The sequence below is a fragment of the Rhizorhapis sp. SPR117 genome, from assembly GCF_021742065.1.
In genome coordinates this window covers 1-21,274 of record NZ_JAKKIE010000037.1, presented here as the reverse complement: position 1 = coordinate 21,274, position 21,274 = coordinate 1, and the positions used below count along the sequence as shown (strand labels likewise).

The following is a 21,274-nucleotide window of genomic DNA, read 5'->3' as shown; positions in this document are numbered from 1 at the left end:
GTTTAGTCGATGAGTGACAGCGAAACAGAAAAGCCGATACTGGGCCGCAAGCCTTTGGGCCTGAAGCGGACGGTTGAAGCCGGGCAGGTGCAGCAAAGTTTCAGCCATGGCCGAAAGAACACGGTCGTGGTTGAGGTCAAGCGCCGCCGTATCATCGGGAAGCCCGGTGAGGCGGAAGCCCCGCCGGTGCAGGCCGAGCCTGTCAAGCCCAAACCAGCGCCCGCTCCTGCTCCGAAGGCGCCGCCGCCATCGCCGCGCGTGTCGGCGCAAGATAGCCTGATGTCCCGCCAGGAACTGCAGGCCAAGTTGCTGCGCGAAGCCGAAGAGGCGCGGATGAATGCGCTGGAGGAAGCGCGTCGTCGCCAGGAAACGGAGCGACAGAGGGCTGCTGAAGAAGAACGGCGCCGCGCCGACGAGAAACAGGAAGTCGAAGAAAAAGTAACGACTCAGGAAGTCCGGGCGGAAGAAGCGCCTGCGGGTGAACCCCTTGTTACGCAAACACCCGTTGAGAACGCTCCCGAACAGGCGGGAACCGAGGAGGTGGCCAAGGAAACGGTCGAACGTGCTCCGCCTCCGCGCAAATTCACTCCGGTTGCGGCGCCCAAGCGTCCTGAACCGAAACCTGCACGCGCCAAGGGTGATCACGACCGTCGCCAGTCAGGCAAGCTGACTGTCACGCGTGCATTGACCGATGGCGGCGACGGCGGCGCGCGCGCGCGTTCGCTGGCCGCGCTCAAGCGTGCTCGCGAAAAGGAAAAGCGCCTTATTGGGGGCGGTTCGCGTGAGCCGCAGGTCAAGCAGGTGCGTGACGTTATCGTGCCTGAAGGCATTACGGTGCAGGAACTTGCCAACCGTATGGCCGAAAAGGGTGCGGATCTGGTGAAGTCGCTGTTCAAAATGGGCACACCGGTGACCATCAACGAAGTCATTGATCAGGATACCGCCGAATTGCTGGTGGAGGAATTTGGTCACCGCATTCAACGCGTGTCCGAGTCCGATGTCGAGCTGGGCATTGAGGGTAGCGAGGACGCGACCGAAACACTGAAACCTCGCGCGCCGGTAGTCACGATCATGGGCCATGTCGATCATGGCAAGACCAGCTTGCTCGATGCATTGCGCGGTACGGATGTCGTGGCGGGCGAAGCAGGTGGTATAACGCAGCATATCGGCGCTTATCAGGTGCAGGTTGCTACGGGCGACAAGATCACTTTCCTGGATACTCCGGGTCATGAGGCCTTTACGGAAATGCGCGCGCGCGGCGCCAATGTGACTGACATCGTCATTCTGGTGGTTGCCGCCGATGACGGGTTGATGCCGCAGACGATCGAGGCGATCAATCATACCAAGGCGGCGGGCGTGCCGATGATCGTGGCGATCAACAAGATCGACAGGGAAAATGCGGACCCCAACAAGGTCCGTACCCGCCTGCTCGAACATGAAATCGTCGTCGAACAGATGGGCGGCGACGTACAGGACGTCGAAGTATCTGCGCTCAAGAAGATCGGCCTTGACGAATTGGTCGAAAAAATCCTGCTTCAGGCCGAATTGCTGGAGTTGACGGCCAATCCGGATCGGCAGGCCGAAGGCACTGTGATAGAGGCAAAGCTCGACAAGGGCCGCGGGCCGGTTGCGACCATATTGGTACGCAAGGGCACGCTGAAGGTTGGCGACATCTTCGTCGTTGGCGCAGAAAGCGGCAAAGTCCGGGCCATGACGAACGAAAAGGGTCAGCAACTGAAGGAAGCCGGCCCGTCCATGCCGGTCGAAGTGCTGGGCCTTTCGGGTGTGCCATCAGCGGGCGATCTGCTCAGCGTGGTGGAAAACGAGGCGCGGGCACGCGAAGTCGCCGCCTATCGCCAGGAGGTCATCACCAAGAAACGCACGACGTCCGCCCCGTCGAGCGTCGAACATATGTTCTCTGTGCTCAACGACAGGATGATCGAATATCCGGTGGTTATCAAAGGCGATGTGCAAGGATCGGTGGAAGCGATCATCGGTTCGTTGGCCAAGGCATCGACGGATGAGATCAAGGTCCGTGTACTGCATAGCGGCGTTGGTGCGATCACTGAATCCGACGTGACGCTGGCTGGCGCTTCCAATGCGCCGATCATCGGCTTCAACGTTCGCCCGAATGCCAAGGCGCGCGTGGTTGCAGAGCGCGAAAAGGTTCGCCTGAAATATTATGACGTCATTTATGACCTGATCGAGGAGATCAAGGGCGAAATGGCAGGCGAACTTGGACCCGAACGGATTGAAACCGTTGTTGGCCGTGCCGAAATTCGCGATGTCTTTTCGGCAGGCAAACATGGCAAGGCGGCGGGTCTGCTCGTCACCGACGGCTTTATTCGCAAGGCGCTCAAGGCTCGTGTCACCCGCGACGATGTCATCATCTACAATGGCGAAATCGCGTCGCTGCGGCGGTTCAAGGACGATGTGGCGGAAGTCCGCGCCGGCCTTGAATGCGGTGTGACGTTCGTGGGTCATACCGACATCAAGCCGGGCGATTATCTGGAGACCTATGAGGTCGAGGAAAGGGCGCGGACGTTGTGATCCCCAAATTTTACGGAATAGTGATCTTTTAGGTTGTAGAAAAGTTCACATTCCGTAAAATGATGCAATGGAGGTTCGATTTTCAAAATCCGCTGTGCGGGCGCTATTGAAATCTAACAAGCGCCTGTTAATCCGGCAGAAGATCGATGAGTTAGCGGCTGAGCCATTGTCGCAAAGTGCGAATGTCAGGCGCCTTCAGGGCAGGCCGGAATACAGGTTGCGCATTCAGGACTGGCGTATCATCTTTCGTATCGAAGAAGATATATTGTGGATCGACGATATAGGGCCGCGCGGCTCGGCGTATGAGGTGAAGTCATGACGGTTCAAATTGTCGAGATCGCCGGACAGAAAATGGCGATGTTGCCTATAGACGATTATCAAAAGCTGCTGGATATCGTCGAGGATCGTGCCGACGCCCTTGCGGCCGTCGCAGCTGAGCAGCGACGCCTGACGGGTGAGGAATATCTGCCCGCGGAAATGGTCGATCGGATCATGGGCGGAGAAAGTGCGCTCCGGGTATGGCGAAAATATCGGGGAATGACATTGGAGCAGGTGGGTAAAAGGACCGGGATCGGGAAATCCTATCTTTCCGAGATAGAAACTGGAAATCGTCAGGGCAAACCTGCGCTTTGGCGTGCGCTCGCCGAAGCACTGGATGTATCCATTGACGACATTCTTCCCTTGGAGTGACGATGGCCCGCGTCGAAAATCTTTCTCCCTCGATCCGCGTGCTGCGCGTGGGGGAGCAGGTGCGGCATATCCTGTCGGAAATTCTGATGCGCGGGGATGTGCATGACGATGTGCTTGCGAGCCATCTGGTTTCCGTCACCGAAGTGCGTATGTCGCCTGATCTGCGTCATGCGACTGTGTTCGTGAAACCACTGCTGGGCAATGACGAAGATGTCGTGCTCAAGGCCCTGCGGACTCACACCGCTTTTTTTCAGCGTGAAGTCGCATCGCGGACGAAATTGAAATATGCCGCGAAAATCAAATTCCTGAGCGATGAGAGCTTTGATCAGGGAGGGCATATCGACCGCCTGTTGCGCGATCCGAAAGTGGCGCGCGATCTGGGCGAAGAAGAATAAGCCCCCTCCACCGGTACGGTATGCGACGGCACTTGGTAACTTGATTGCTGCGGGTTCGCCACCATATTTTTGGCAGGTAGGGGTTCATGTAATACAGGAGCCGCACCATGCGATACAAGGAAGCCATCGCGGCCGCACTCATCGTCTCGGTCGCCGTCATAGCCAAGGAAAGCAAAGGCGCAACGCCGAAATCCCCGGTTGCTACCAGCAATGCATCGATACCGTTCGTCAATTCAGGATCGATCCGCGATTGGAGCGCAGATGGCAGCGAGGCGTTGTATATCCAGGATATACATGGGCAATGGTATCATGCCCGGCTGATGGGATACTGCCCTGATCTGCCTTTTGTGGAGACCATTGGCTTTGAAACCCGTGGGATCGATACGCTTGATCATTTTGGAACAGTGATTGTCAGAGGGCAGCGATGTGCGATTCAAAATATGGTCGAAAGTGATCCGCCGCCAGCAAAGGGAAAGCATCACAAGCAATCTGCTGACAAAGCTGCCAAAGAGCGCTAACCGGCACGGGTGAATGGCTGGATCATATTGGACAAGCCGCTGGCGCTGGGATCGACCCAGGCGGTAGCGGCGGTAAAGCGAGCGCTGCGCGATGGCGGCTATTCCAAGGCGAAGATCGGCCATGGCGGCACGCTCGATCCTTTGGCGACGGGCGTACTCCCTATAGCATTGGGCGAAGCGACCAAGCTTGCGGGACGGATGCTGGATGCGTCCAAAATCTATGATTTCACCATATGTTTTGGTACGCAGACCGATACATTGGATCGCGAAGGCGCAGTGATTGCGACCTCGGATCATCGTCCGGCAATGGCGGAGGTGGAGGCCGTACTGGCCCGCTTTACCGGGCCGATTGAGCAGGTTCCGCCGATCTACTCCGCACTCAAGGTTGATGGGCAGCGCGCCTATGATCTGGCGCGAGCGGGGCAAGAAGTGGAGATGAAGACGAGAGAGGTGGTGATTCACGATCTCTCCATTTGTTATTCCCCTGCCTCCTATCGTCATCCCGGCGAAGGCGGGGATCCATCTCCCGAGTCAATCACCCGGATCAGCGGGCAGGAAATGGATTCCCGCCTGCGCGGGAATGACGAAATAAATGAAATCACTTTGACCGCCCATGTCTCCAAAGGCACCTATATCCGTTCGCTGGCCCGCGACATCGCATTGGCGCTGCATACCGTTGGCCATGTCTCTATGCTTCGCCGCACGAAGGCAGGTCCTTTCACGTTGGCAGAGGCGATTTCTCTGGACAAACTGCAGGAATGCGGTAAAGGCCGCACCCTTGAAGACATAATCTTGCCGCTTGAGGCAGGGCTGGACGACATCCCGGCTCTTTGCCTCACCCCCGGCCAGGCAAGGCTGATCCATCAGGGTCAGGTCTTGGACGGGATAACCGCAGATGACGGACTTCATTGTGCATGGCTGGAAGATATTCCAGTCGCGCTGGTGGAGGTTTCGGACGGAAATGTCCGGGTCGTTCGCGGGTTTAACCTCTAGTTTTGAAAGGATGACGATGTCGATTACTGCTGAGCGCAAACAGGAACTGATCACCGAACATGCCCGCGGCGAGGGCGATACCGGGTCTCCGGAAGTCCAGGTGGCAATCCTGACCGATCGCATCACGACCCTGACCGAACATTTCAAGGGGCACCACAAGGACAACCATAGCCGCCGTGGCCTTTTGATGATGGTCAACAAGCGCCGCAGCCTGCTCGACTATCTGAAAAAGAAAGACGCGGCGCGCTACGCAGAGATTATCGCGAAGCTGGGTCTTCGCAAGTAAGGAAGGGCGCCCTCGGGCGCTCTTTTTGTATCCTGGCGAAGGCCGGGAGCCAATTCCAGCGCTGCTATTGGACCCCGGCCTTCGCCGGGGTACGCAGTGCAAGATAAAGCCGGACCGTAATTCGACGGAATGGCCGTGGGGCGAGAAACCAGCCCCGAAACCGCCGCGGGCCGGCTTTGCCCGCACCATAGGCCGCCGTCTGCATAGGGCAGGCGGGAGGAAGGAAAATACATGTTTGACGTAAAGAAAGTAGAAATCGAGTGGGGCGGAAAAACCCTGACACTCGAAACGGGCCGTGTTGCCCGTCAGGCGGACGGCGCAGTGCTGGCCACCTATGGCGAAACCGTGGTGCTGTGCGCCGTGACCGCCGCCAAGTCCGTGAAGGAAGGGCAGGATTTCTTCCCGCTCACCGTTCACTATCAGGAAAAATTCTCCGCCGCCGGACGCATTCCAGGCGGCTTTTTCAAGCGTGAGCGCGGCGCGACCGAAAAGGAAACGCTGACCAGCCGCTTGATCGACCGTCCCGTTCGTCCGTTGTTTCCAGAAGGTTTCTATAACGAAATCAATGTGATTGCGCAGGTTCTTTCCTTTGATGGTGAAACTGAACCGGACATTGTCGCCATGATCGCGGCATCGGCTGCTCTTACCATTTCTGGTGTTCCCTTCATGGGTCCGATCGCGGCCGCGCGCATTGGCTACAAGGATGGCGAATATCAACTCAACCCTTCACTCGACGAAGTGAAGGAAGGTGAACTCGACCTGATTGTCGCCGGTACGTATGACGCGGTGATGATGGTTGAATCCGAAGCCAAAGAGCTTTCGGAAGACGTCATGCTCGGCGCGGTAATGTATGCGCATACCGAATCGAAAAAGGTCATCGAAGCGATCGTCAAGTTGGCTGAAAAGGCTGCCAAGGACCCGTGGGAACTGGATGCTGGCAACGACAATTCGGCGATCAAGGACAAGCTGAAGAAGCTGATCGGCAAGGATATTGCTGCGGCTTACAAGCTGACCGACAAGTCGGCGCGTTCCAATGCGCTGAATGAAGCCCGGGCGAAGGCCAAGGTGGCGTTCGCCGAGGAAACGCCGCAGACGCAGATGGTCGCCAACAAGCTGATGAAGAAGCTGGAGGCTGAAATCGTTCGTGGCGCTATCCTGAAGGATGGTTCGCGTATTGATGGCCGTACCACCACGCAGATCCGTCCGATCGAGGCGATGGTGGGCTTCCTGCCGCGTACCCATGGTTCGGCGCTGTTCACACGTGGCGAAACGCAGGCGATCTGCACCACCACGCTGGGTACCAAGGACAGCGAGCAGATGATCGATGGCCTGACTGGCCTCAGCTATGAAAACTTCATGCTGCACTATAACTTCCCGCCTTACTCGGTTGGTGAAGTCGGCCGCTTTGGTGCGCCGGGTCGTCGTGAAGTGGGCCATGGCAAGCTGGCATGGCGCGCCCTGCACCCTGTGTTGCCGACCAAGGACGAATTCCCTTATACAATCCGCGTATTGTCCGACATCACCGAATCCAACGGCTCTTCGTCGATGGCAACGGTGTGCGGCGGTTCGCTCTCGATGATGGATGCGGGCGTTCCTTTGAAGCGTCCGGTGTCGGGTATCGCCATGGGCCTGATCCTGGAAGGCAAGGACTTTGCAGTCCTTTCCGACATTCTGGGTGACGAGGACCATCTGGGCGACATGGATTTCAAGGTTGCAGGCACCAGCGAGGGCATCACGTCCTTGCAGATGGACATCAAGATCGCTGGCATCACCGAAGAGATCATGAAGCAGGCACTGGCACAGGCCAACGCGGGCCGCGCGCATATTCTGGGCGAAATGGCCAAGGCGCTGGATCATACCCGCTCTGAACTGTCCGCCCACGCTCCACGGATCGAAACGCTGCAGATCGACAAGTCGAAGATCCGTGAAGTCATCGGTACTGGCGGCAAGGTCATTCGTGAAATCGTTGCTGAAACGGGCGCCAAGGTCGATATTGACGATGAGGGTCTGATCAAGATCAGTTCGTCCGATGTCGCCCAGATCGAAGCGGCTCGTGCCTGGATTCTCGGCATCGTCGAGGAGGCCGAAGTTGGCAAGATCTACAATGGCAAAGTCGTGAACCTGGTCGATTTCGGCGCGTTCGTGAATTTCATGGGTGGCAAGGACGGCCTCGTCCATGTCTCCGAAATTCGCGCCGAGCGTGTCGAGAAGGTGGCTGATGTTCTGTCCGAGGGGCAGGAAGTCAAGGTCAAGGTTCTTGAAATTGATCCACGCGGCAAGGTTCGCCTGTCGATGCGTGTGGTTGATCAGGAAACTGGCGAGGAACTGGAAGATACCCGTCCGCCCCGTGAGGCACGCGAACCGCGTGGCGATCGTGGCCCGCGCCGGGATGGTGGTCGCGGCGGTGATGGTGATCGCGGCGGACGTGGCCGTGGTCCGCGTCGTGACCGTGGTCCCCGGAATGAAGGTGGCGAGGACGGCGGCGACGCTGGCCTGCCCAGCTTCATTACCCAGGAAGACTGATCCCGGGCGCAAAATCGGAAAAAGAAGAAAGAGGCTCCATTCGGGGCCTCTTTTTTTATGTTGGCGTGAAGAAGGCGATACAGCAATCAATTGCTTGGCGAGGACGAAACGGTAAGCTATGACCCATCCCCATGCACAAGACTCTCGTTAAGCCGCTTGTTGTCGGCCTGTCGCTCGTCCTCCTCGCCGGATGCGCTACCAGCAAGAACAAGGCTGATACCAATTACGTCGCCCGCGACGTCAGTACGCTTTATAATGCGGCCAAATATCGTCTGGACCGTGGGCAGTTCAAGATTGCCGCCGCGCTGTTCGATGAGGTTGAGCGCCAGCATCCCTATTCGCCTTGGGCGCGTCGGGCGCAGCTGATGAGCGCATTCAGCTATTATATGGGCCGCGACTATACCCAATCGATTCAGTCGGCGCAGCGTTTCCTGTCGATCCATCCCGGCAACAAGGATGCGCCCTATGCCTATTATCTGATCTCATTGTGCTATTATGAACAAATTGCCGATGTTACCCGTGATCAGAAAATTACAGAGCAGGCATTGAATTCGCTGGGTGAACTGATCCGGCGTTATCCGCAAAGCCGTTTTGCCGCCGATGCGCGGTTGAAGGTGGATCTGGTTAACGACCATCTGGCGGGCAAGGAAATGGAAATCGGCCGCTTTTACGAACGCCGTGGCCAATGGCTGGCCGCTACGGTCCGCTTTCGCACGGTGATCGACAAATATCAGACAACGACCCATACACCCGAAGCATTGATGCGGCTGACCGAAACCTATCTGGCGCTGGGCATTCCGGCAGAGGCCGAAAAGACGGCGGCGGTACTGGGGGCCAATTATCCGGGCACGAAATGGTACAAGCGCGCCTATGACCTTATCCGGGAACATGCCCCAAGCGCTTAGAGTGCACATTGCGCTTTGTGACGTCGCCTTTCTGGCGGTTGAGGGAATCTTGTGTCGTTGCGGCTGGGCGGAACCGCCATGCTGATCAGCCTTTCCATCCGCAACGTCGTCCTGATCGAAGGACTTGATCTGGAATTTGGAGGGGGGCTTGGCGTGCTGACCGGCGAAACCGGGGCGGGCAAGTCCATCCTGCTTGATTCCCTTGGTCTGGCCTTGGGCGCGCGTGCCGATACCGGCCTGGTGCGGCAGGGCGAGGATCGCGCAAGTGTCACCGCAACCTTTATTGAGCCGCGTCTGGACCATCCCTTGCGCGCCGTGCTGGCCGATAACGGCATTGACCTTGAACCGGGCGAACCCTTGATGATCCGCCGGACATTGCGGGCGGACGGAGGTAGCCGCGCCTTTGTCAATGATCAGCCCTGTTCGGCGGGCCTGTTGCGTGAAATTGCAGCCTTTCTGGTGGAAATTCATGGTCAGCATGATGATCGCGGATTGCTCAATCCACGAGGACACCGGGCGCTTCTCGATGCATTCGGGCGGTGCGAAACTGCCGCCGTTGCGTCCGCGCATGAGGCGTGGCGCGCTGCTGAAGCGACATTGAATCAAGCGCGCGCAGAGGTTGAAAATGCAGCCCGCGACCGCGATTTTCTGGAACATGCCGTCAGCGAACTCGCTGCCTTCGATCCGCAGGAAGGGGAGGAGGATGCATTGGCGACCGAAAGGTCGGACATGCAGAAGGGTGCGCGCCTTGCCGAAGAACTGGTGACAGTAGGCGATCTCTTGCTTGGTTCCGAAGGCGGCCTTTCTCAACTGCGACAGGCGGCCCGGCGACTCGATCGGATGGCGGCGGAGCATCCGCTGTTGGCCGAAGCGCTTGCCAGTCTGGACCGGGCCATTATCGAAGCGAGCGAGGCGGAGGAAAAACTGGCTGCTGCCAATGAGGCGCTGAGCTTTGATCCCGCCCGGCTCGACGCCATTGAAACGCGCTTGTTCGATTTGCGCGGTTTTGCTCGCAAGCACCGGGTCGATGCCGATCAACTGGGCGCGCTTTACAAGGAAATGACCGAAAAACTGGCGCGTATGGAGGCGGGTGAGGAAGGACTTCATCAGTTGAAATCTGACCTTGAGGCGAAGGCTGCGGCCTATCGCATGGCGGCAGAGGCATTGACGGCGGAGCGGCGCAAAGCCGCCGGGCGGCTTGACCACGCCGTTGCGGCCGAGCTTGAACCGCTGAAGCTGGATACGGCGCGATTCAGGACATGTGTGGACTCGCTTGATGAAGGACAATGGGGTCTCAAGGGCGCCGACAGGGTGGAATTCGAAATTTCCACCAATCCCGGCGCGCCCTTCGCGCCATTGATCAAGATCGCATCGGGTGGGGAACTGTCGCGCTTCATTCTGGCGCTGAAAGTCGCGTTGGCAGAAGAGGGTGGAGCCGATACGATGATTTTCGACGAAATCGACCGGGGGGTCGGCGGGGCAGTCGCTTCAGCCATCGGCGACCGGCTGGCGCGGCTGTCGGTCGGAAATCAGGTGCTGGTCGTCACCCATAGTCCACAGGTCGCGGCACGCGGCGGCACACATATGCTGATCGCCAAGGCAAGCGATGGCATCGTCACCCGCACCGGCGTGTGCGAGTTGAATGCCAGCAATCGGCGGGAGGAGATTGCGCGGATGTTGTCCGGCGCGGCGATCACGGATGAGGCGCGGGCTCAGGCTGACCGGCTGTTGGAGGGGGTGTGATGTCCGATGATATCACCGAAGCCGATGCCGCCAATGAACTCATGCGGCTGGCGAAATCGATCGCGCGTCACAACAGGCTTTATCACACCAACGATTCGCCAGAGATCAGCGACGCGGAATATGACGCACTGGTGCGGCGCAATGCCGAGCTGGAGGCGCAATTTCCGCACCTGATCCGTGATGATAGCCCTTCACGGCAGGTTGGGGCGGCGATCGAAAGCACGCCCCTGCGCAAGGTTCCGCATGAACAGCGGCTCTATTCGCTCGACAACGGTTTTTCGGACGAAGATATTGCCGAATTCGTGGCACGCATTCGTCGTTTCCTGAATCTTGGCGAGGATGAACCCGTCGCCATGACGGCGGAGGACAAGATTGACGGCCTGTCGCTTTCCATTCGATATGAGAGCGGAACACTGGTTCGCGCGGCAACGCGGGGCGATGGGCAGGTGGGGGAGGAAGTCACCGCGAATGCCCGAACGATCATCGATATTCCAGACAACCTGCCGGGAGGCGCACCTGACATTTTTGAGGTGCGGGGCGAAGTCTATATGGCCAAGGCCGATTTTGTCGCGCTGAACGAGCGACAGGCGGAGCAGGGGGGCAAGATATTCGCCAATCCTCGCAATGCGGCGGCCGGTTCGTTACGCCAGCTTGACACCACGATTACCGCTGCTCGACCATTGCGTTTTCTGGCGCATGGCTGGGGTGTGGCGAGCGATGTGCCGGGCGACACCCAAATGGCGGTGATGCGCGCGATTGAGGGCTGGGGGATTCCGGTATCTGAACATTTGCAGCGTTTCGAGGGCGTTGAAACACTGCTGGCCCATTATCGCGCGATAGAGGCGCTGCGGGCCGACCTGCCTTATGACATTGATGGCGTCGTTTACAAGGTCGACCGGCTCGATTGGCAGGCGCGGTTGGGTTTCGTGGCCAAAGCGCCACGTTGGGCGCTGGCACACAAATTCCCGGCCGAAAAGGCACAAACAACCTTGCTGCGGATCGATACGCAGGTCGGGCGTACAGGCAAAATCACGCCGGTCGGGCGGCTCCAGCCTGTCACCGTTGGCGGGGTGGTCGTATCCAATGTCACCTTGCATAATATGGACGAAATTGCGCGACTTGGCCTGCGGGAAAATGACCGTATTGTCGTGCAACGGGCAGGCGATGTCATTCCGCAGGTGGTTGAGAATCTTACCCGCGATGAACCCGGCGATCCCTGGATGTTTGACGGCCTCTGCCCCGATTGCGGTTCCGAGGCTGTCCGGGAGGAAGGGGAAGTGGATTACCGCTGCACCGGCGGCCTCATCTGCCGTGCGCAACGGGTGCAGCGTCTGATTCATTTCGTCAGTCGCGGCGCGATGGATATTGATGGTCTGGGCGAAAAAAGCATACAGGAGTTTTTTGACCTGGGATGGCTGGAAAGCCCCGCCGACATTTTCCGGCTGCACATGCGGAAGTCGGAATTGATCGGGCGCGAGGGGTGGCAGGAAAAGTCGGTCGATAATCTATTTGCTGCTATCGAGGCTCGCCGCGAACCTGATGCGGGACGTTTTCTTTTTGGTTTGGGTATCCGCCATGTCGGTTCGGTAACCGCGCGCGATCTGATCAAGGCATTCAAGACGGTCGATAAGCTGGCTGATATTGCGATTACAGCGCATGACGACGTTTCTGCGCGGGACGAGATCATTGCGATCGACGGTATCGGCCCTATCGTCACCAAGGCGCTGGCCGATTTCTTCCATGAACCGCATAATCGTGCCGTTTGGGATGATCTGCTAAGCGAAGTGCATCCGCGACCCTATGTATCCGACGTTCGCCAGTCGGAACTGACGGGCAAAACCGTTGTGTTTACGGGCAAGCTGGAAACCATGAGCCGCGATGAAGCAAAGGCACAGGCCGAGGCATTGGGGGCCAAGTCAGCAGGCTCCGTTTCGGCCAAAACGGACCTTGTGATCGCAGGTCCGGGCGCTGGATCGAAACTGAAAAAAGCGGCGGAACTGGGCATTGTCGTGATCGATGAAGCGGCCTGGGCACGGATTGTTGCGGAATCTGGCGACATTGCCTTATAGGCTCCACTTCGGCAGGTCATTTTTTCGCGACATATCCGTTTGAAATTTACCCATAATTTACGTTTTCAATGCATTTTTGGCTGTGTGGGAAAAAAGGACCAGGCACTTCTGTCATTTTTCCGCTGAGGTTTACGACCGATATGTCGATGATTAACCAACATTCTTTGCATGGGACTTCCGTGGACGCGCCCGTAAAGGCGGAAGACGAGCATCGCCATTCCGAGCGGCAGGTCGTCACCGTCCGTTGGGTAGCCAAGCTTACTGCCGCCAATGGTCAGGAACTTTGCCTTATCCGCAATATTTCCGCGGGCGGGGTTATGGCCAATGTCTATTCCTCGCACGAATTGGGTGAAAAGATCAGCCTGGAAATCCGCTCGGGCCAGCAGCTTGACGGCGAAATCGTATGGATGCGTGACGGTTGCATCGGCGTGCATTTCTTCAACGAAGTCGATGTCCAGGAGATGTTGAGGACCGCGAGCGACGGGAAAGGCCTGCGCGTGCGGCCGCCACGGATAGAGGTTTACGGCAGTGCGAATATAAAAGTCGGCACGCAGATATATTGTGTGGATCTGTGTGATCTGTCGCAGGGTGGAGTGAAAGTGACATTGCCTGAGCCGATTGAACCGGGCAATGAAGTGGTTGTCTCGATCACTGGTCTGGAAGACCGTAAAAGCTTGATTCGCTGGCAACGGAATGGTCGTGCAGGCTTATCTTTCGTCCGGCCGATTTCCTTCGAGTTGCTTGTCGAATGGTTGAGCGCGCAACTTAATATGGACAATGCCATCACAGGGGCCTGATTATTGCCGGACTCTGCCGGATGGATTGGCAAACCACCACATGACGCTCTGGCTGAACGGCGTCCATATGCCCACCCGTACGCCTATGCTGCGGAGCTGCGCGCCGGTCCAGTTATTACAAGTCTGCATCACATTGTAATGGCCGTTTGATTCATAAAATTTGTCCGCCGGTCCATAGCCTTTGACGGGCAGCGTGTTGCCTTTCTCATCCCGTCTGAAAAATCCTTCGATCTGCTGGACCAGCCGGACATATTGTGCCTTGCTGATCGTGACGGGGCGCATATTCGGCCCCGGCACTGGACTGTGGATATAGTCGAGATGAAGCAGTGTACGTCTGCTGAAGAACAGAGACTTGGCAGCAACGGAAATCCGGACATCGGACCAGGTCGGCGTCATGAGGTAAAAATTCCGTTCGCCCCAACCGAAGAGGAGATGATCGGATTTTCCATATCGCGGATCAGAAAGATGTTCGGGCTTCACCACTGCGCGCCAGTCCTGCACATCGTTGACCGTTGGCACAACAATGCCTGTGTGGGTGCCATTGCTGTAGACAAAGATCTGGACACCCTGACGTGGTTCGATCCAGCCATTGTTGGCCGGCAGGAGTGATCCGGCCAATGCCAGCCCCAGATAGAGAGCAATCAGAGCCAGTGCGATAATCAGTGCGCGGACAATGAAACGGCCCACGGCCTTGCCTATGGTTGAATAAGGAGTGATCCGGACTGCATTCAACATGGACATGGACGATGCTATTGCTCATGGCGTTCGGGGCTATGTCATAGGAAAGCGGTCCGAAGGTTGTGTCTTGGTTACCAACTCCCAAAACCGGGCGCTTCGCCGTTATGTCCAATCCTTAACCGCTTTGGCCGCTTCCACCCAATGGTTTTGCGCTTGCGCAGGCGCAGGGTCGGCCATTGACCATTGTCGATCCGGTCGGCAAGACGCAGCCCCTCCCGCCGATATGCCGCGACTACGCGATCGGTCTGGGAATCCAGCAGTCCCGCCAGGATCAATGTGCCTCCCACCGGCAAGATCGCGGCAAGCGATGGTGCAAGTTCGATCAGCGGTCCCGCCAGGATATTGGCGATAACCAAATCATGGGGCGCTCGCCGCGCGATGACAGGATGATCGGCTCCCGCCGCTGTGACAAGCGCAACTTTACCCGGACCCAGGCCCAAAGGAACATCATTTACCTCAGCATTTTCGGCGGTGACTGCGACAGCGACGGGATCAATATCGGATGCCGTGGCGTAAGCACGCGGCCATAAATGCATGGCGGCAAAGGCGAGGATGCCTGTACCGGTGCCAATATCGCAGATTGTGTCAAAACGTCCGCCCAGCCGCCTCATCCGGTCGAGCATCAGCAGGCATCCTTTGGTGGTTTCATGCTGTCCAGTGCCAAAGGCCTGACCCGCGCCGATCAGAAACGCTTTCCTTCCTTCCGGCACGACGTCATCGGGCATATTATGCACAAAGAAGCGTCCGGCAATCACGGGTTCCAGGCCTCGCTGACTTAGCGTCACCCAATCTTCATCGGGCAGTTTTTCGAGCGTTGGCTTCGTATTCCGGGCGCTTGGCACCAGCGCGCAAATTGCCCGGATGGTGGCGGTATTGGGTTTGCCCTCGAAATAGGCCTCCAACCGCCACTCATTTGGGCGGCTTTCATCGGGTTCGCTGGTCATGAGCGCTGGCGGCGGATGCATCAGCGCCAGCGGTTCAATCTCGAGCGCGAGTGCATCTGCCTCCGCACGTGTGCAGGGCAGCGTCAGCTTCCAGCTTTCGCTATTTTGTCTTTGCATTGGCATTCGCCCCGATTAACGGAGCGGGATATAATATCAAAGCCCCATCAGGCGACGCGCTTGCTGAATTCGGCCGATGCTTCGCGCAGACTGCTAAGCTTGTCCTCCACGCTGCTGAAACCGCGTTCCAGTTCGTCGATTTCCGATGCGACCACATCCGTATCCTGCCTGATTGCGGAAATGGTCGCAGACATCGAGTCGGCGGCCAGCGCTGTTTCATCGACGGCTGCCGTAATCATGGTGACGGTCTGTGCCTGTGCATCCATCGCCTGCCGGATACGGTTGGCCGAGGCTTGAACTTCGTTCACGGTTTCGCGAATGCGTTCATTGGTATCGACCGATAGCTGCGTTGCGGATTGAATGGTGCTGATCTTGGCAGCAATGTCATCGGTGGCGCGGGCTGTCTGGTTGGCGAGGCTTTTGACCTCCTGTGCAACGACAGCAAATCCGCGCCCGGCATCGCCCGCTCTGGCGGCTTCGATTGTGGCGTTGAGAGCCAGCAAATTCGTCTGCCCGGCAATGTCGCGGATCAGGCCCAGAATGGATTCGATCGATTGGGCGTGTTCCGATAACGTTGCCGACATGGTCACGGCATCGCGCGCCTGATTGGATGCGCGCATGGCAACTTCGGCGGCGCTTTCCACTTCGTTGCGAGCATCTTCGATGGCGCGGATCAGACCAGCGGAAGTCTGTGCCGCCTCACGCATGGCAAGGGCGGATTGTTCGGCAGCGGCGGCTACTTCGGATGCTTTGCCCAGCATACCGCGCGTTGCGGCGGAAGCATCCTTTGCCTGTTCGCGCAAGCCTTCGCCCAATTTTGAAGCACCATCGACTTCGCTGGCGATTTTTTGTTGAAAGAGGGCGCTGTTATGATGCCGCAATTCCTGTTCATGTTCGGCCCGGTCGTCAGAGAGAATGGAACACATGATCTCTGCCTCGATAATGGATATCCGCAACACGGCATTGGCCAGGCGGCACATGCGTGCTGGATCATCGCTGTTCTGGGCTACGATTTCCTGCATCGTATATTCATGTGCAATGGAAAGGCACGCCAGAACGGTACGCAGGGGAATGTTTTTTCTAAGCGCAAAGCGGGCGAAACGCCGCGCCATGTCTGCCCAGCCTTCACTTGCGAAATCGAGATATTTCTTCTTGGCGTATATCACCCCGTCTTGGATCGACTTATGCGCTTGTTCCTGCGTCGAAATGTGCTTCAGGTTAGTGCGCTCGGCGAGGACCTGCCAGAAAACAGTGGATGCTTTTAGGCCGTCGTCGTCGAAAAGGTCGAAAATCTCGCGTGCATATTCACGCAGAGTGCCGTCAGGGTCGTAGTCCTTCACTCGCTCTTGCATGGCGACGTCGGATTTCATCCGGTGTGGCATGATATACAGCCTTCCAATATACTGACCCTGTTCTGGGCGCAAATGCGCTATCCCCAGCAAGCTATATCGGCAGATGGTTAATCATCCCTTATGATACATTGCTATTTTGCGGGCGGCTTGGAGAAAAACTGTGTGTATTTTGAAGGAGGCGTATATGTCCCCGGCATCGCTTCCAGCCATTTGCATGTTGTAGACTTTGCGCTAAACGGGCCGGGATTCGAGATGGAAACAGGGGTATAATAATGGCGCGACCGCATAATCGCCCACTTTCGCCGCATTTGAGCATCTGGAAATGGGGACCGCACATGCTGGTTTCCATTTTGCACCGCGTAACCGGCGACGGTTTGGCGGTTGTGGGGGCAATGGGCCTTGTCTGGTGGTTGCTGGCTGCTGCGTCGGGCAAGGAAGCCTATGACCAGTTCGTGACCTGTGCGACGTCCATTCCAGGGTATATCGTTATGATTGGTCTGACCTGGGCTTTTTTTCAGCATCTTTTTTCGGGTCTGCGCCATTTCGTGCTCGACACTGGCGCTGGCTATGAACTCAAGACCAACAAAATGTGGGCGCTCATCATTCCTTTCGCCGCGATTGCAGCGACGGGCGCGCTCTGGCTTTACATCTTTTCGAGGAGCATCTGATGGGCACAGGCACTGGGCTTGGCCGCGTTCGTGGCCTGGGTTCCGCGCGCGCGGGCTCGCATCACTGGATCAATCAGCGGATTACCGCGGTCGGCAATCTCATCCTTGTCCCCTGGCTGATCTTCAGTGTCATGCGCTTGCCGGGATTAGAATATGCGCAGGTTACTGCGTGGGTCGCTGAACCGCTGGTTGCCGTACCTCTGATGTTGATGTTGATCAGCATTTTTTATCACCTACGGCTTGGTCTGCAGGTGATGATCGAGGATTATGTGCATGATGATGCGCTGAAATTCGGCGCGATCCTGCTTCTCAATTTCTACGCCATCGGCGGAGCCGCACTTGGCCTGTTCGCCGTTGCAAAGATCGCATTTTCGGGGGCTACGGCATAATGTCAAATGCTTACAAGATCATCGACCATATTTATGACACGGTCGTCGTAGGCGCGGGTGGTTCGGGCCTGCGCGCGACTATGGGCAGTGCTGAAGCGGGCTTGAAAACCGCCTGTATAACCAAGGTGTTCCCTACCCGCAGCCACACCGTAGCGGCGCAGGGCGGTATCGCTGCCAGCCTTGGCAATAACAGCCCCGACCATTGGACCTGGCATATGTACGACACCGTGAAGGGGTCGGACTGGCTTGGTGACCAGGACGCGATCGAATATATGGTGCGTGAAGCGCCAGCGGCGGTTTATGAACTCGAACATGCCGGCGTACCGTTCAGTCGCAATGCAGAGGGCACCATCTACCAGCGTCCGTTTGGCGGCCATATGCAGAATATGGGTGCAGGCCCGCCCGTGCAGCGCACTTGCGCCGCCGCCGACCGCACGGGCCACGCGATGCTTCACGCGCTCTATCAGCAGAGCCTGAAGTATGACGCGGACTTCTACATTGAATATTTCGCCATCGACCTGATCATGGAAGACGGCGAGTGCCGGGGCGTGATTGCGCTCTGTATGGAGGATGGCTCCATCCACCGTTTCCGCAGCCACGCCGTCGTGCTGGCGACAGGCGGCTATGGTCGAGCCTATTTCTCCGCCACTTCCGCCCATACCTGCACCGGCGATGGCGGCGGTATGGTATTGCGCGCCGGGCTTCCGCTTCAGGACCTTGAGTTCGTCCAGTTCCACCCGACCGGCATTTATGGCGCGGGCGTGCTTATTACAGAGGGCGCACGCGGTGAGGGCGGCTATCTGACCAACTCCGAAGGCGAGCGCTTCATGGAGCGTTATGCCCCGTCGGCCAAGGATCTCGCCAGCCGCGATGTGGTGTCGCGGTCGATGGCGATGGAGATGCGCGAAGGACGCGGCGTTGGTCCGAACAAGGACTATATCTACCTGCACCTTGACCATATCGATCCGAAAATTCTGGCCGAGCGTCTTCCAGGCATTACCGAAAGCGGCAAGATTTTCGCGGGCGTCGACCTCACCCGTCAACCGTTGCCGGTCTGTCCGACGGTGCATTACAATATGGGTGGCATCCCCTGTAATTATCATGGCCAGGTCGTCACAAAGAAGGACGGCGATCCAGAGGTTGTAGTGCCGGGTCTCTATGCGGTCGGTGAAGCGGCTTGCGTTTCCGTTCATGGCGCTAACCGTCTTGGTTCCAACTCGCTGATCGATCTTGTGGTTTTTGGTCGCGCGACTGGCCTGCACCTGAAGGAAACGATCAAGCCCGGCACGGCGCAAAAGCCGCTGGCGGCCGATTCCGCAGACTTCGCGCTTGGCCGTCTCGACAAGTTCCGCAATGCCAAAGGCGGGTCTCCGACGGCAGAAGTGCGTCTCGACATGCAACGCACGATGCAGAAGCATGCCGCCGTGTTCCGCGATTCCGCATTGTTATCCGAAGGCGTCGCATTGATGCAGAAGGTCAACAAGCGGATGCAGGACATTTCCGTGTCGGATCGTTCGCTGATCTGGAATACCGATCTTGTCGAAACACTGGAACTGGATAATCTGATGGCTCAGGCTATCTGCACGATCGAGAGCGCCAACAACCGCAAGGAATCGCGCGGCGCGCACGCGCATGAGGACTTCCCCGATCGCGATGATGCGAACTGGATGAAGCACACCGTCAGCTGGTTTGAAGGCTGGGGCGGCTCAGGCGGCAATGTCACCCTCGACTACCGTCCTGTTCACGATTATACACTCACCGACGAGGCGGAGTATATTAAACCAAAGGCACGGGTTTACTGATTCCATCCCCTCTCCCGTCCACGGGAGAGGGGTCCGCCATTCGCTGAGGAGAGAAGCGATGCAAGGTATGGGAGAAAGCTGCCCTTTCGAATTCAATTTCGACGAAGCCACATTCAAGGTGGGCGATGTGGTCAGTTACCGGGTGACCGGCAGTCTGAGCGATTTTCCATTTGTTGGGACGCTACTGGAGGTCCATGACGATTACGTCGTCATAAGTGCTGATCCAGATGATCCTGACAGCCGTATGCGCGGGACAAGGGAAAGCCGCCCCATCGTCGATGAGGCTGAAATCAGCTAGAGTCATCCTTTGTTTTCCGTGATTTCCGAGTCAGCAGGTGATTCCACCTACTTCGAAATCACTCTAGAGCGGGCAGCGTGAAATCTGAATCACCCCGCCCGCTCTAAGCTTTTGTTGTCGCATCGTTTATTGCGGAAAACCGGTTCCCACTTTTCCGCACGATGCTCTAGCGGGGCGGCGGTTTATGCAAACCGTTTCGCTGTAGCTCGGATCAGGGCAATCATATTGGGGATGCCCTGCGTCCGGTTCGAACTGAGCTGGTTCTTGAGGTCGAACGGCGCGAGCGCCTTTGCAATATCCGTGCTCAGGATTTCCTCAGGTTGCCGATCCTGCACGGCAAGTAGCACCAGTGCGATGATTCCCTTGGTAATGGCGGCATTGCTGTCGGCCATGAAATGCAGCGCGCCATCATCACGAACGGTCGGGTAGACCCATACGGCAGCCGAACAACCGCGCACCAGTGTCGCATCGGTCTTCAGCGCGTCAGGCATGGGTTCCAGCCCTTTGCCCAGATCTATCAGTAACCGGTAGCGGTCGTCGGCTTCCAGGAATTCATATTCGTCGAACAGGTCGGTCAGCGCATTCATAAGGGCGAGATAATCATTCCTGGCGGTTTTGTCGAAGGGCATTTGCTTTGGATTGGCACAGTCAGGCTTTGCTCTGATCAGGTCTTGGCACACATGCTCATGTCCATAAAGAAGGGGCCCAAAAGGCCCCTTCTCCGTTAGCACTCTGTATCGGTTTCAGCCGCCGTTGAAGTTGATCATGCAGTACAGCATTGCGATCGACAGCAACGTGTTGGTGCGCGAAAACAACATCGCGGTTCGGGCCGACTTCGCCTTGGATGCATCGTCAGCTTCGACAAGCCCAAGTGCGCGCTTCTGGTTTGGCCAGATCACGAACCAGACGTTGAATGCCATGATCAGGCCCAACCACATGCCGATGCCGATCAGACGATAGGGATCCTGCAACGTCAGCGATTCATGGGCATAGCCCGCCAGATAGGCGACAATCAGGCCGGTCAACACTGTGAATGCCGCCGCCCAGCGAAAATAGAACAGGGCGCTTGGCGCGATGAATTTGGATATGCCCGGCTTCAGTTCGGCGGGAACCTTGGGCATGGTCGGAATTTGGACGAAATTGAAATAATAGAGCAAGCCGATCCAGGTGATCCCGAAAAACAGGTGTAGCCAGCGCATAATGCCCTGAACCATTTCGGCATTGGCCGGCACTGTGAATATGATAATCAGTGCGAGAATAAGCCCCGCGATCATCGTGAGATTTAAATTTTCGAGTATTTTTCCCATTTCGCTCCCCTACATAATCAGCCTGGCCCTCCAGGTGACTTAACTGCGTAATTCTACGCCAATAACAAGGGCATGTCACACCTTAATTCGATTTCCGTAACGATATGTCCGATGCTAGTCACCCGGAACTGTAATCCACCTCATTGATTCACGCCTCTTTGAGGAGATGAACAATGCTAGGTCGGCAGGC

At 57.3% G+C, this 21,274-nt stretch carries 21 protein-coding genes; 16 read left to right on the top strand and 5 right to left on the bottom strand.

The window, feature by feature from the left end; translation table 11 throughout:
• Nucleotides 1–9: 9 nt before the first annotated feature.
• The 12 genes from infB to L3X40_RS14200 all read left to right on the top strand — a co-directional run bounded on the left by infB (nucleotide 10) and on the right by L3X40_RS14200 (nucleotide 13,469).
• Complete coding sequence (gene infB / locus L3X40_RS14255) at nucleotides 10–2,550, top strand: translation initiation factor IF-2 (RefSeq protein ID WP_237366232.1); 2,541 nt, start codon at nucleotides 10–12, stop codon at nucleotides 2,548–2,550.
• 67 nt (nucleotides 2,551–2,617) lie between these two features.
• Complete coding sequence (locus tag L3X40_RS14250; protein WP_237366231.1) at nucleotides 2,618–2,869, top strand: type II toxin-antitoxin system RelE family toxin; 252 nt, start codon at nucleotides 2,618–2,620, stop codon at nucleotides 2,867–2,869.
• Nucleotides 2,866–3,240 (top strand): helix-turn-helix domain-containing protein, encoded by a 375-nt coding sequence (locus L3X40_RS14245; protein ID WP_237366230.1) that lies wholly within the window; start codon nucleotides 2,866–2,868, stop codon nucleotides 3,238–3,240. The genes L3X40_RS14250 and L3X40_RS14245 overlap by 4 nt, the downstream gene beginning before the upstream one ends.
• A gap of 2 nt (nucleotides 3,241–3,242) precedes the next feature.
• Nucleotides 3,243–3,635 (top strand): 30S ribosome-binding factor RbfA, encoded by a 393-nt coding sequence (gene rbfA, locus L3X40_RS14240; protein WP_237366229.1) that lies wholly within the window; start codon nucleotides 3,243–3,245, stop codon nucleotides 3,633–3,635.
• Nucleotides 3,636–3,742: 107 nt separating this feature from the next.
• On the top strand, nucleotides 3,743–4,153 hold the full coding sequence (locus L3X40_RS14235; protein WP_237366228.1) for a DUF6491 family protein: 411 nt from the start codon (nucleotides 3,743–3,745) through the stop codon (nucleotides 4,151–4,153).
• A gap of 9 nt (nucleotides 4,154–4,162) precedes the next feature.
• Complete coding sequence (truB, locus tag L3X40_RS14230; protein ID WP_237366227.1) at nucleotides 4,163–5,146, top strand: tRNA pseudouridine(55) synthase TruB; 984 nt, start codon at nucleotides 4,163–4,165, stop codon at nucleotides 5,144–5,146.
• A gap of 16 nt (nucleotides 5,147–5,162) precedes the next feature.
• Nucleotides 5,163–5,432 carry a 30S ribosomal protein S15 gene (gene rpsO, locus L3X40_RS14225; RefSeq protein WP_237366226.1) on the top strand — a complete coding sequence of 90 codons (270 nt, stop codon included), beginning with the start codon at nucleotides 5,163–5,165 and terminating at the stop codon, nucleotides 5,430–5,432.
• Nucleotides 5,433–5,663: 231 nt separating this feature from the next.
• Complete coding sequence (gene pnp, locus L3X40_RS14220) at nucleotides 5,664–7,955, top strand: polyribonucleotide nucleotidyltransferase (RefSeq protein ID WP_237366225.1); 2,292 nt, start codon at nucleotides 5,664–5,666, stop codon at nucleotides 7,953–7,955.
• 131 nt (nucleotides 7,956–8,086) lie between these two features.
• Complete coding sequence (locus L3X40_RS14215) at nucleotides 8,087–8,860, top strand: outer membrane protein assembly factor BamD (protein ID WP_237366224.1); 774 nt, start codon at nucleotides 8,087–8,089, stop codon at nucleotides 8,858–8,860.
• Between the two features lie 78 nt (nucleotides 8,861–8,938).
• Nucleotides 8,939–10,603 (top strand): DNA repair protein RecN, encoded by a 1,665-nt coding sequence (gene recN / locus L3X40_RS14210; protein ID WP_237366251.1) that lies wholly within the window; start codon nucleotides 8,939–8,941, stop codon nucleotides 10,601–10,603.
• Nucleotides 10,603–12,672 (top strand): NAD-dependent DNA ligase LigA, encoded by a 2,070-nt coding sequence (gene ligA / locus L3X40_RS14205; protein WP_237366223.1) that lies wholly within the window; start codon nucleotides 10,603–10,605, stop codon nucleotides 12,670–12,672. The genes recN and ligA overlap by 1 nt, the downstream gene beginning before the upstream one ends.
• A 68-nt stretch (nucleotides 12,673–12,740) precedes the next feature.
• Nucleotides 12,741–13,469 (top strand): PilZ domain-containing protein, encoded by a 729-nt coding sequence (locus L3X40_RS14200; protein ID WP_237366222.1) that lies wholly within the window; start codon nucleotides 12,741–12,743, stop codon nucleotides 13,467–13,469.
• On the opposite strand, the gene L3X40_RS14195 is transcribed toward L3X40_RS14200, so the two are convergent.
• The 3 genes from L3X40_RS14195 to L3X40_RS14185 all read right to left on the bottom strand — a co-directional run bounded on the left by L3X40_RS14195 (nucleotide 13,470) and on the right by L3X40_RS14185 (nucleotide 16,650).
• The gene (locus L3X40_RS14195) at nucleotides 13,470–14,210 is read right to left on the bottom strand and encodes a TIGR02117 family protein (protein ID WP_237366221.1); all 741 of its coding nucleotides are present in this window, start codon (nucleotides 14,208–14,210) and stop codon (nucleotides 13,470–13,472) included. It abuts the gene before it with no gap.
• Between the two features lie 68 nt (nucleotides 14,211–14,278).
• Entirely contained in the window at nucleotides 14,279–15,274 is a 996-nt protein-coding gene (locus tag L3X40_RS14190) for a 50S ribosomal protein L11 methyltransferase (RefSeq protein WP_445177196.1), read from the bottom strand.
• Nucleotides 15,275–15,315: 41 nt separating this feature from the next.
• Complete coding sequence (locus L3X40_RS14185; protein ID WP_237366219.1) at nucleotides 15,316–16,650, bottom strand: methyl-accepting chemotaxis protein; 1,335 nt, start codon at nucleotides 16,648–16,650, stop codon at nucleotides 15,316–15,318.
• 242 nt (nucleotides 16,651–16,892) lie between these two features.
• Between L3X40_RS14185 and sdhC the strand changes: the two genes are divergently transcribed.
• From sdhC to L3X40_RS14165, 4 genes are read left to right on the top strand one after another with little or no spacing between them, the layout of a single operon-like run.
• Nucleotides 16,893–17,288: a succinate dehydrogenase, cytochrome b556 subunit gene (gene sdhC, locus L3X40_RS14180; RefSeq protein ID WP_237366218.1), complete on the top strand. Its 396-nt coding sequence runs from the start codon at nucleotides 16,893–16,895 to the stop codon at nucleotides 17,286–17,288.
• The gene (gene sdhD, locus L3X40_RS14175; protein ID WP_237366217.1) at nucleotides 17,288–17,677 is read left to right on the top strand and encodes a succinate dehydrogenase, hydrophobic membrane anchor protein; all 390 of its coding nucleotides are present in this window, start codon (nucleotides 17,288–17,290) and stop codon (nucleotides 17,675–17,677) included. The genes sdhC and sdhD overlap by 1 nt, the downstream gene beginning before the upstream one ends.
• Nucleotides 17,677–19,479 (top strand): succinate dehydrogenase flavoprotein subunit, encoded by a 1,803-nt coding sequence (sdhA, locus tag L3X40_RS14170; RefSeq protein ID WP_237366216.1) that lies wholly within the window; start codon nucleotides 17,677–17,679, stop codon nucleotides 19,477–19,479. The genes sdhD and sdhA overlap by 1 nt, the downstream gene beginning before the upstream one ends.
• A 58-nt stretch (nucleotides 19,480–19,537) precedes the next feature.
• Nucleotides 19,538–19,777 carry a hypothetical protein gene (locus L3X40_RS14165; protein ID WP_237366215.1) on the top strand — a complete coding sequence of 80 codons (240 nt, stop codon included), beginning with the start codon at nucleotides 19,538–19,540 and terminating at the stop codon, nucleotides 19,775–19,777.
• A 182-nt stretch (nucleotides 19,778–19,959) separates the two neighbouring features.
• Here the strand turns inward: L3X40_RS14165 and L3X40_RS14160 are convergent, their stop codons facing one another.
• Together L3X40_RS14160 and L3X40_RS14155 are read right to left on the bottom strand one after the other, a co-directional pair.
• Entirely contained in the window at nucleotides 19,960–20,364 is a 405-nt protein-coding gene (locus L3X40_RS14160; protein ID WP_237366250.1) for a SufE family protein, read from the bottom strand.
• 156 nt (nucleotides 20,365–20,520) lie between these two features.
• A complete protein-coding gene (locus tag L3X40_RS14155) occupies nucleotides 20,521–21,084 on the bottom strand; it encodes a urate hydroxylase PuuD (protein WP_237366214.1) in 564 nt (187 codons plus the stop codon).
• Nucleotides 21,085–21,274: the final 190 nt, after the last annotated feature.

What these genes read in the sequence shown, in the direction of transcription:
- infB (WP_237366232.1), top strand. Translation starts at nt 10, where the DNA reads ATGAGTGACAGCGAAACAGAAAAGCCGATACTGGGCCGCAAGCCTTTG.
- L3X40_RS14250 (WP_237366231.1), top strand. Translation starts at nt 2,618, where the DNA reads ATGGAGGTTCGATTTTCAAAATCCGCTGTGCGGGCGCTATTGAAATCT.
- L3X40_RS14245 (WP_237366230.1), top strand. Translation starts at nt 2,866, where the DNA reads ATGACGGTTCAAATTGTCGAGATCGCCGGACAGAAAATGGCGATGTTG.
- rbfA (WP_237366229.1), top strand. Translation starts at nt 3,243, where the DNA reads ATGGCCCGCGTCGAAAATCTTTCTCCCTCGATCCGCGTGCTGCGCGTG.
- L3X40_RS14235 (WP_237366228.1), top strand. Translation starts at nt 3,743, where the DNA reads ATGCGATACAAGGAAGCCATCGCGGCCGCACTCATCGTCTCGGTCGCC.
- rpsO (WP_237366226.1), top strand. Translation starts at nt 5,163, where the DNA reads ATGTCGATTACTGCTGAGCGCAAACAGGAACTGATCACCGAACATGCC.
- pnp (WP_237366225.1), top strand. Translation starts at nt 5,664, where the DNA reads ATGTTTGACGTAAAGAAAGTAGAAATCGAGTGGGGCGGAAAAACCCTG.
- L3X40_RS14215 (WP_237366224.1), top strand. Translation starts at nt 8,087, where the DNA reads ATGCACAAGACTCTCGTTAAGCCGCTTGTTGTCGGCCTGTCGCTCGTC.
- recN (WP_237366251.1), top strand. Translation starts at nt 8,939, where the DNA reads ATGCTGATCAGCCTTTCCATCCGCAACGTCGTCCTGATCGAAGGACTT.
- ligA (WP_237366223.1), top strand. Translation starts at nt 10,603, where the DNA reads ATGTCCGATGATATCACCGAAGCCGATGCCGCCAATGAACTCATGCGG.
- L3X40_RS14200 (WP_237366222.1), top strand. Translation starts at nt 12,741, where the DNA reads ATGCATTTTTGGCTGTGTGGGAAAAAAGGACCAGGCACTTCTGTCATT.
- L3X40_RS14195 (WP_237366221.1), bottom strand. Translation starts at nt 14,210, where the DNA reads ATGTCCATGTTGAATGCAGTCCGGATCACTCCTTATTCAACCATAGGC.
- L3X40_RS14190 (WP_445177196.1), bottom strand. Translation starts at nt 15,274, where the DNA reads ATGCCAATGCAAAGACAAAATAGCGAAAGCTGGAAGCTGACGCTGCCC.
- L3X40_RS14185 (WP_237366219.1), bottom strand. Translation starts at nt 16,650, where the DNA reads ATGCCACACCGGATGAAATCCGACGTCGCCATGCAAGAGCGAGTGAAG.
- sdhC (WP_237366218.1), top strand. Translation starts at nt 16,893, where the DNA reads ATGGCGCGACCGCATAATCGCCCACTTTCGCCGCATTTGAGCATCTGG.
- sdhD (WP_237366217.1), top strand. Translation starts at nt 17,288, where the DNA reads ATGGGCACAGGCACTGGGCTTGGCCGCGTTCGTGGCCTGGGTTCCGCG.
- sdhA (WP_237366216.1), top strand. Translation starts at nt 17,677, where the DNA reads ATGTCAAATGCTTACAAGATCATCGACCATATTTATGACACGGTCGTC.
- L3X40_RS14165 (WP_237366215.1), top strand. Translation starts at nt 19,538, where the DNA reads ATGCAAGGTATGGGAGAAAGCTGCCCTTTCGAATTCAATTTCGACGAA.
- L3X40_RS14160 (WP_237366250.1), bottom strand. Translation starts at nt 20,364, where the DNA reads ATGAATGCGCTGACCGACCTGTTCGACGAATATGAATTCCTGGAAGCC.
- L3X40_RS14155 (WP_237366214.1), bottom strand. Translation starts at nt 21,084, where the DNA reads ATGGGAAAAATACTCGAAAATTTAAATCTCACGATGATCGCGGGGCTT.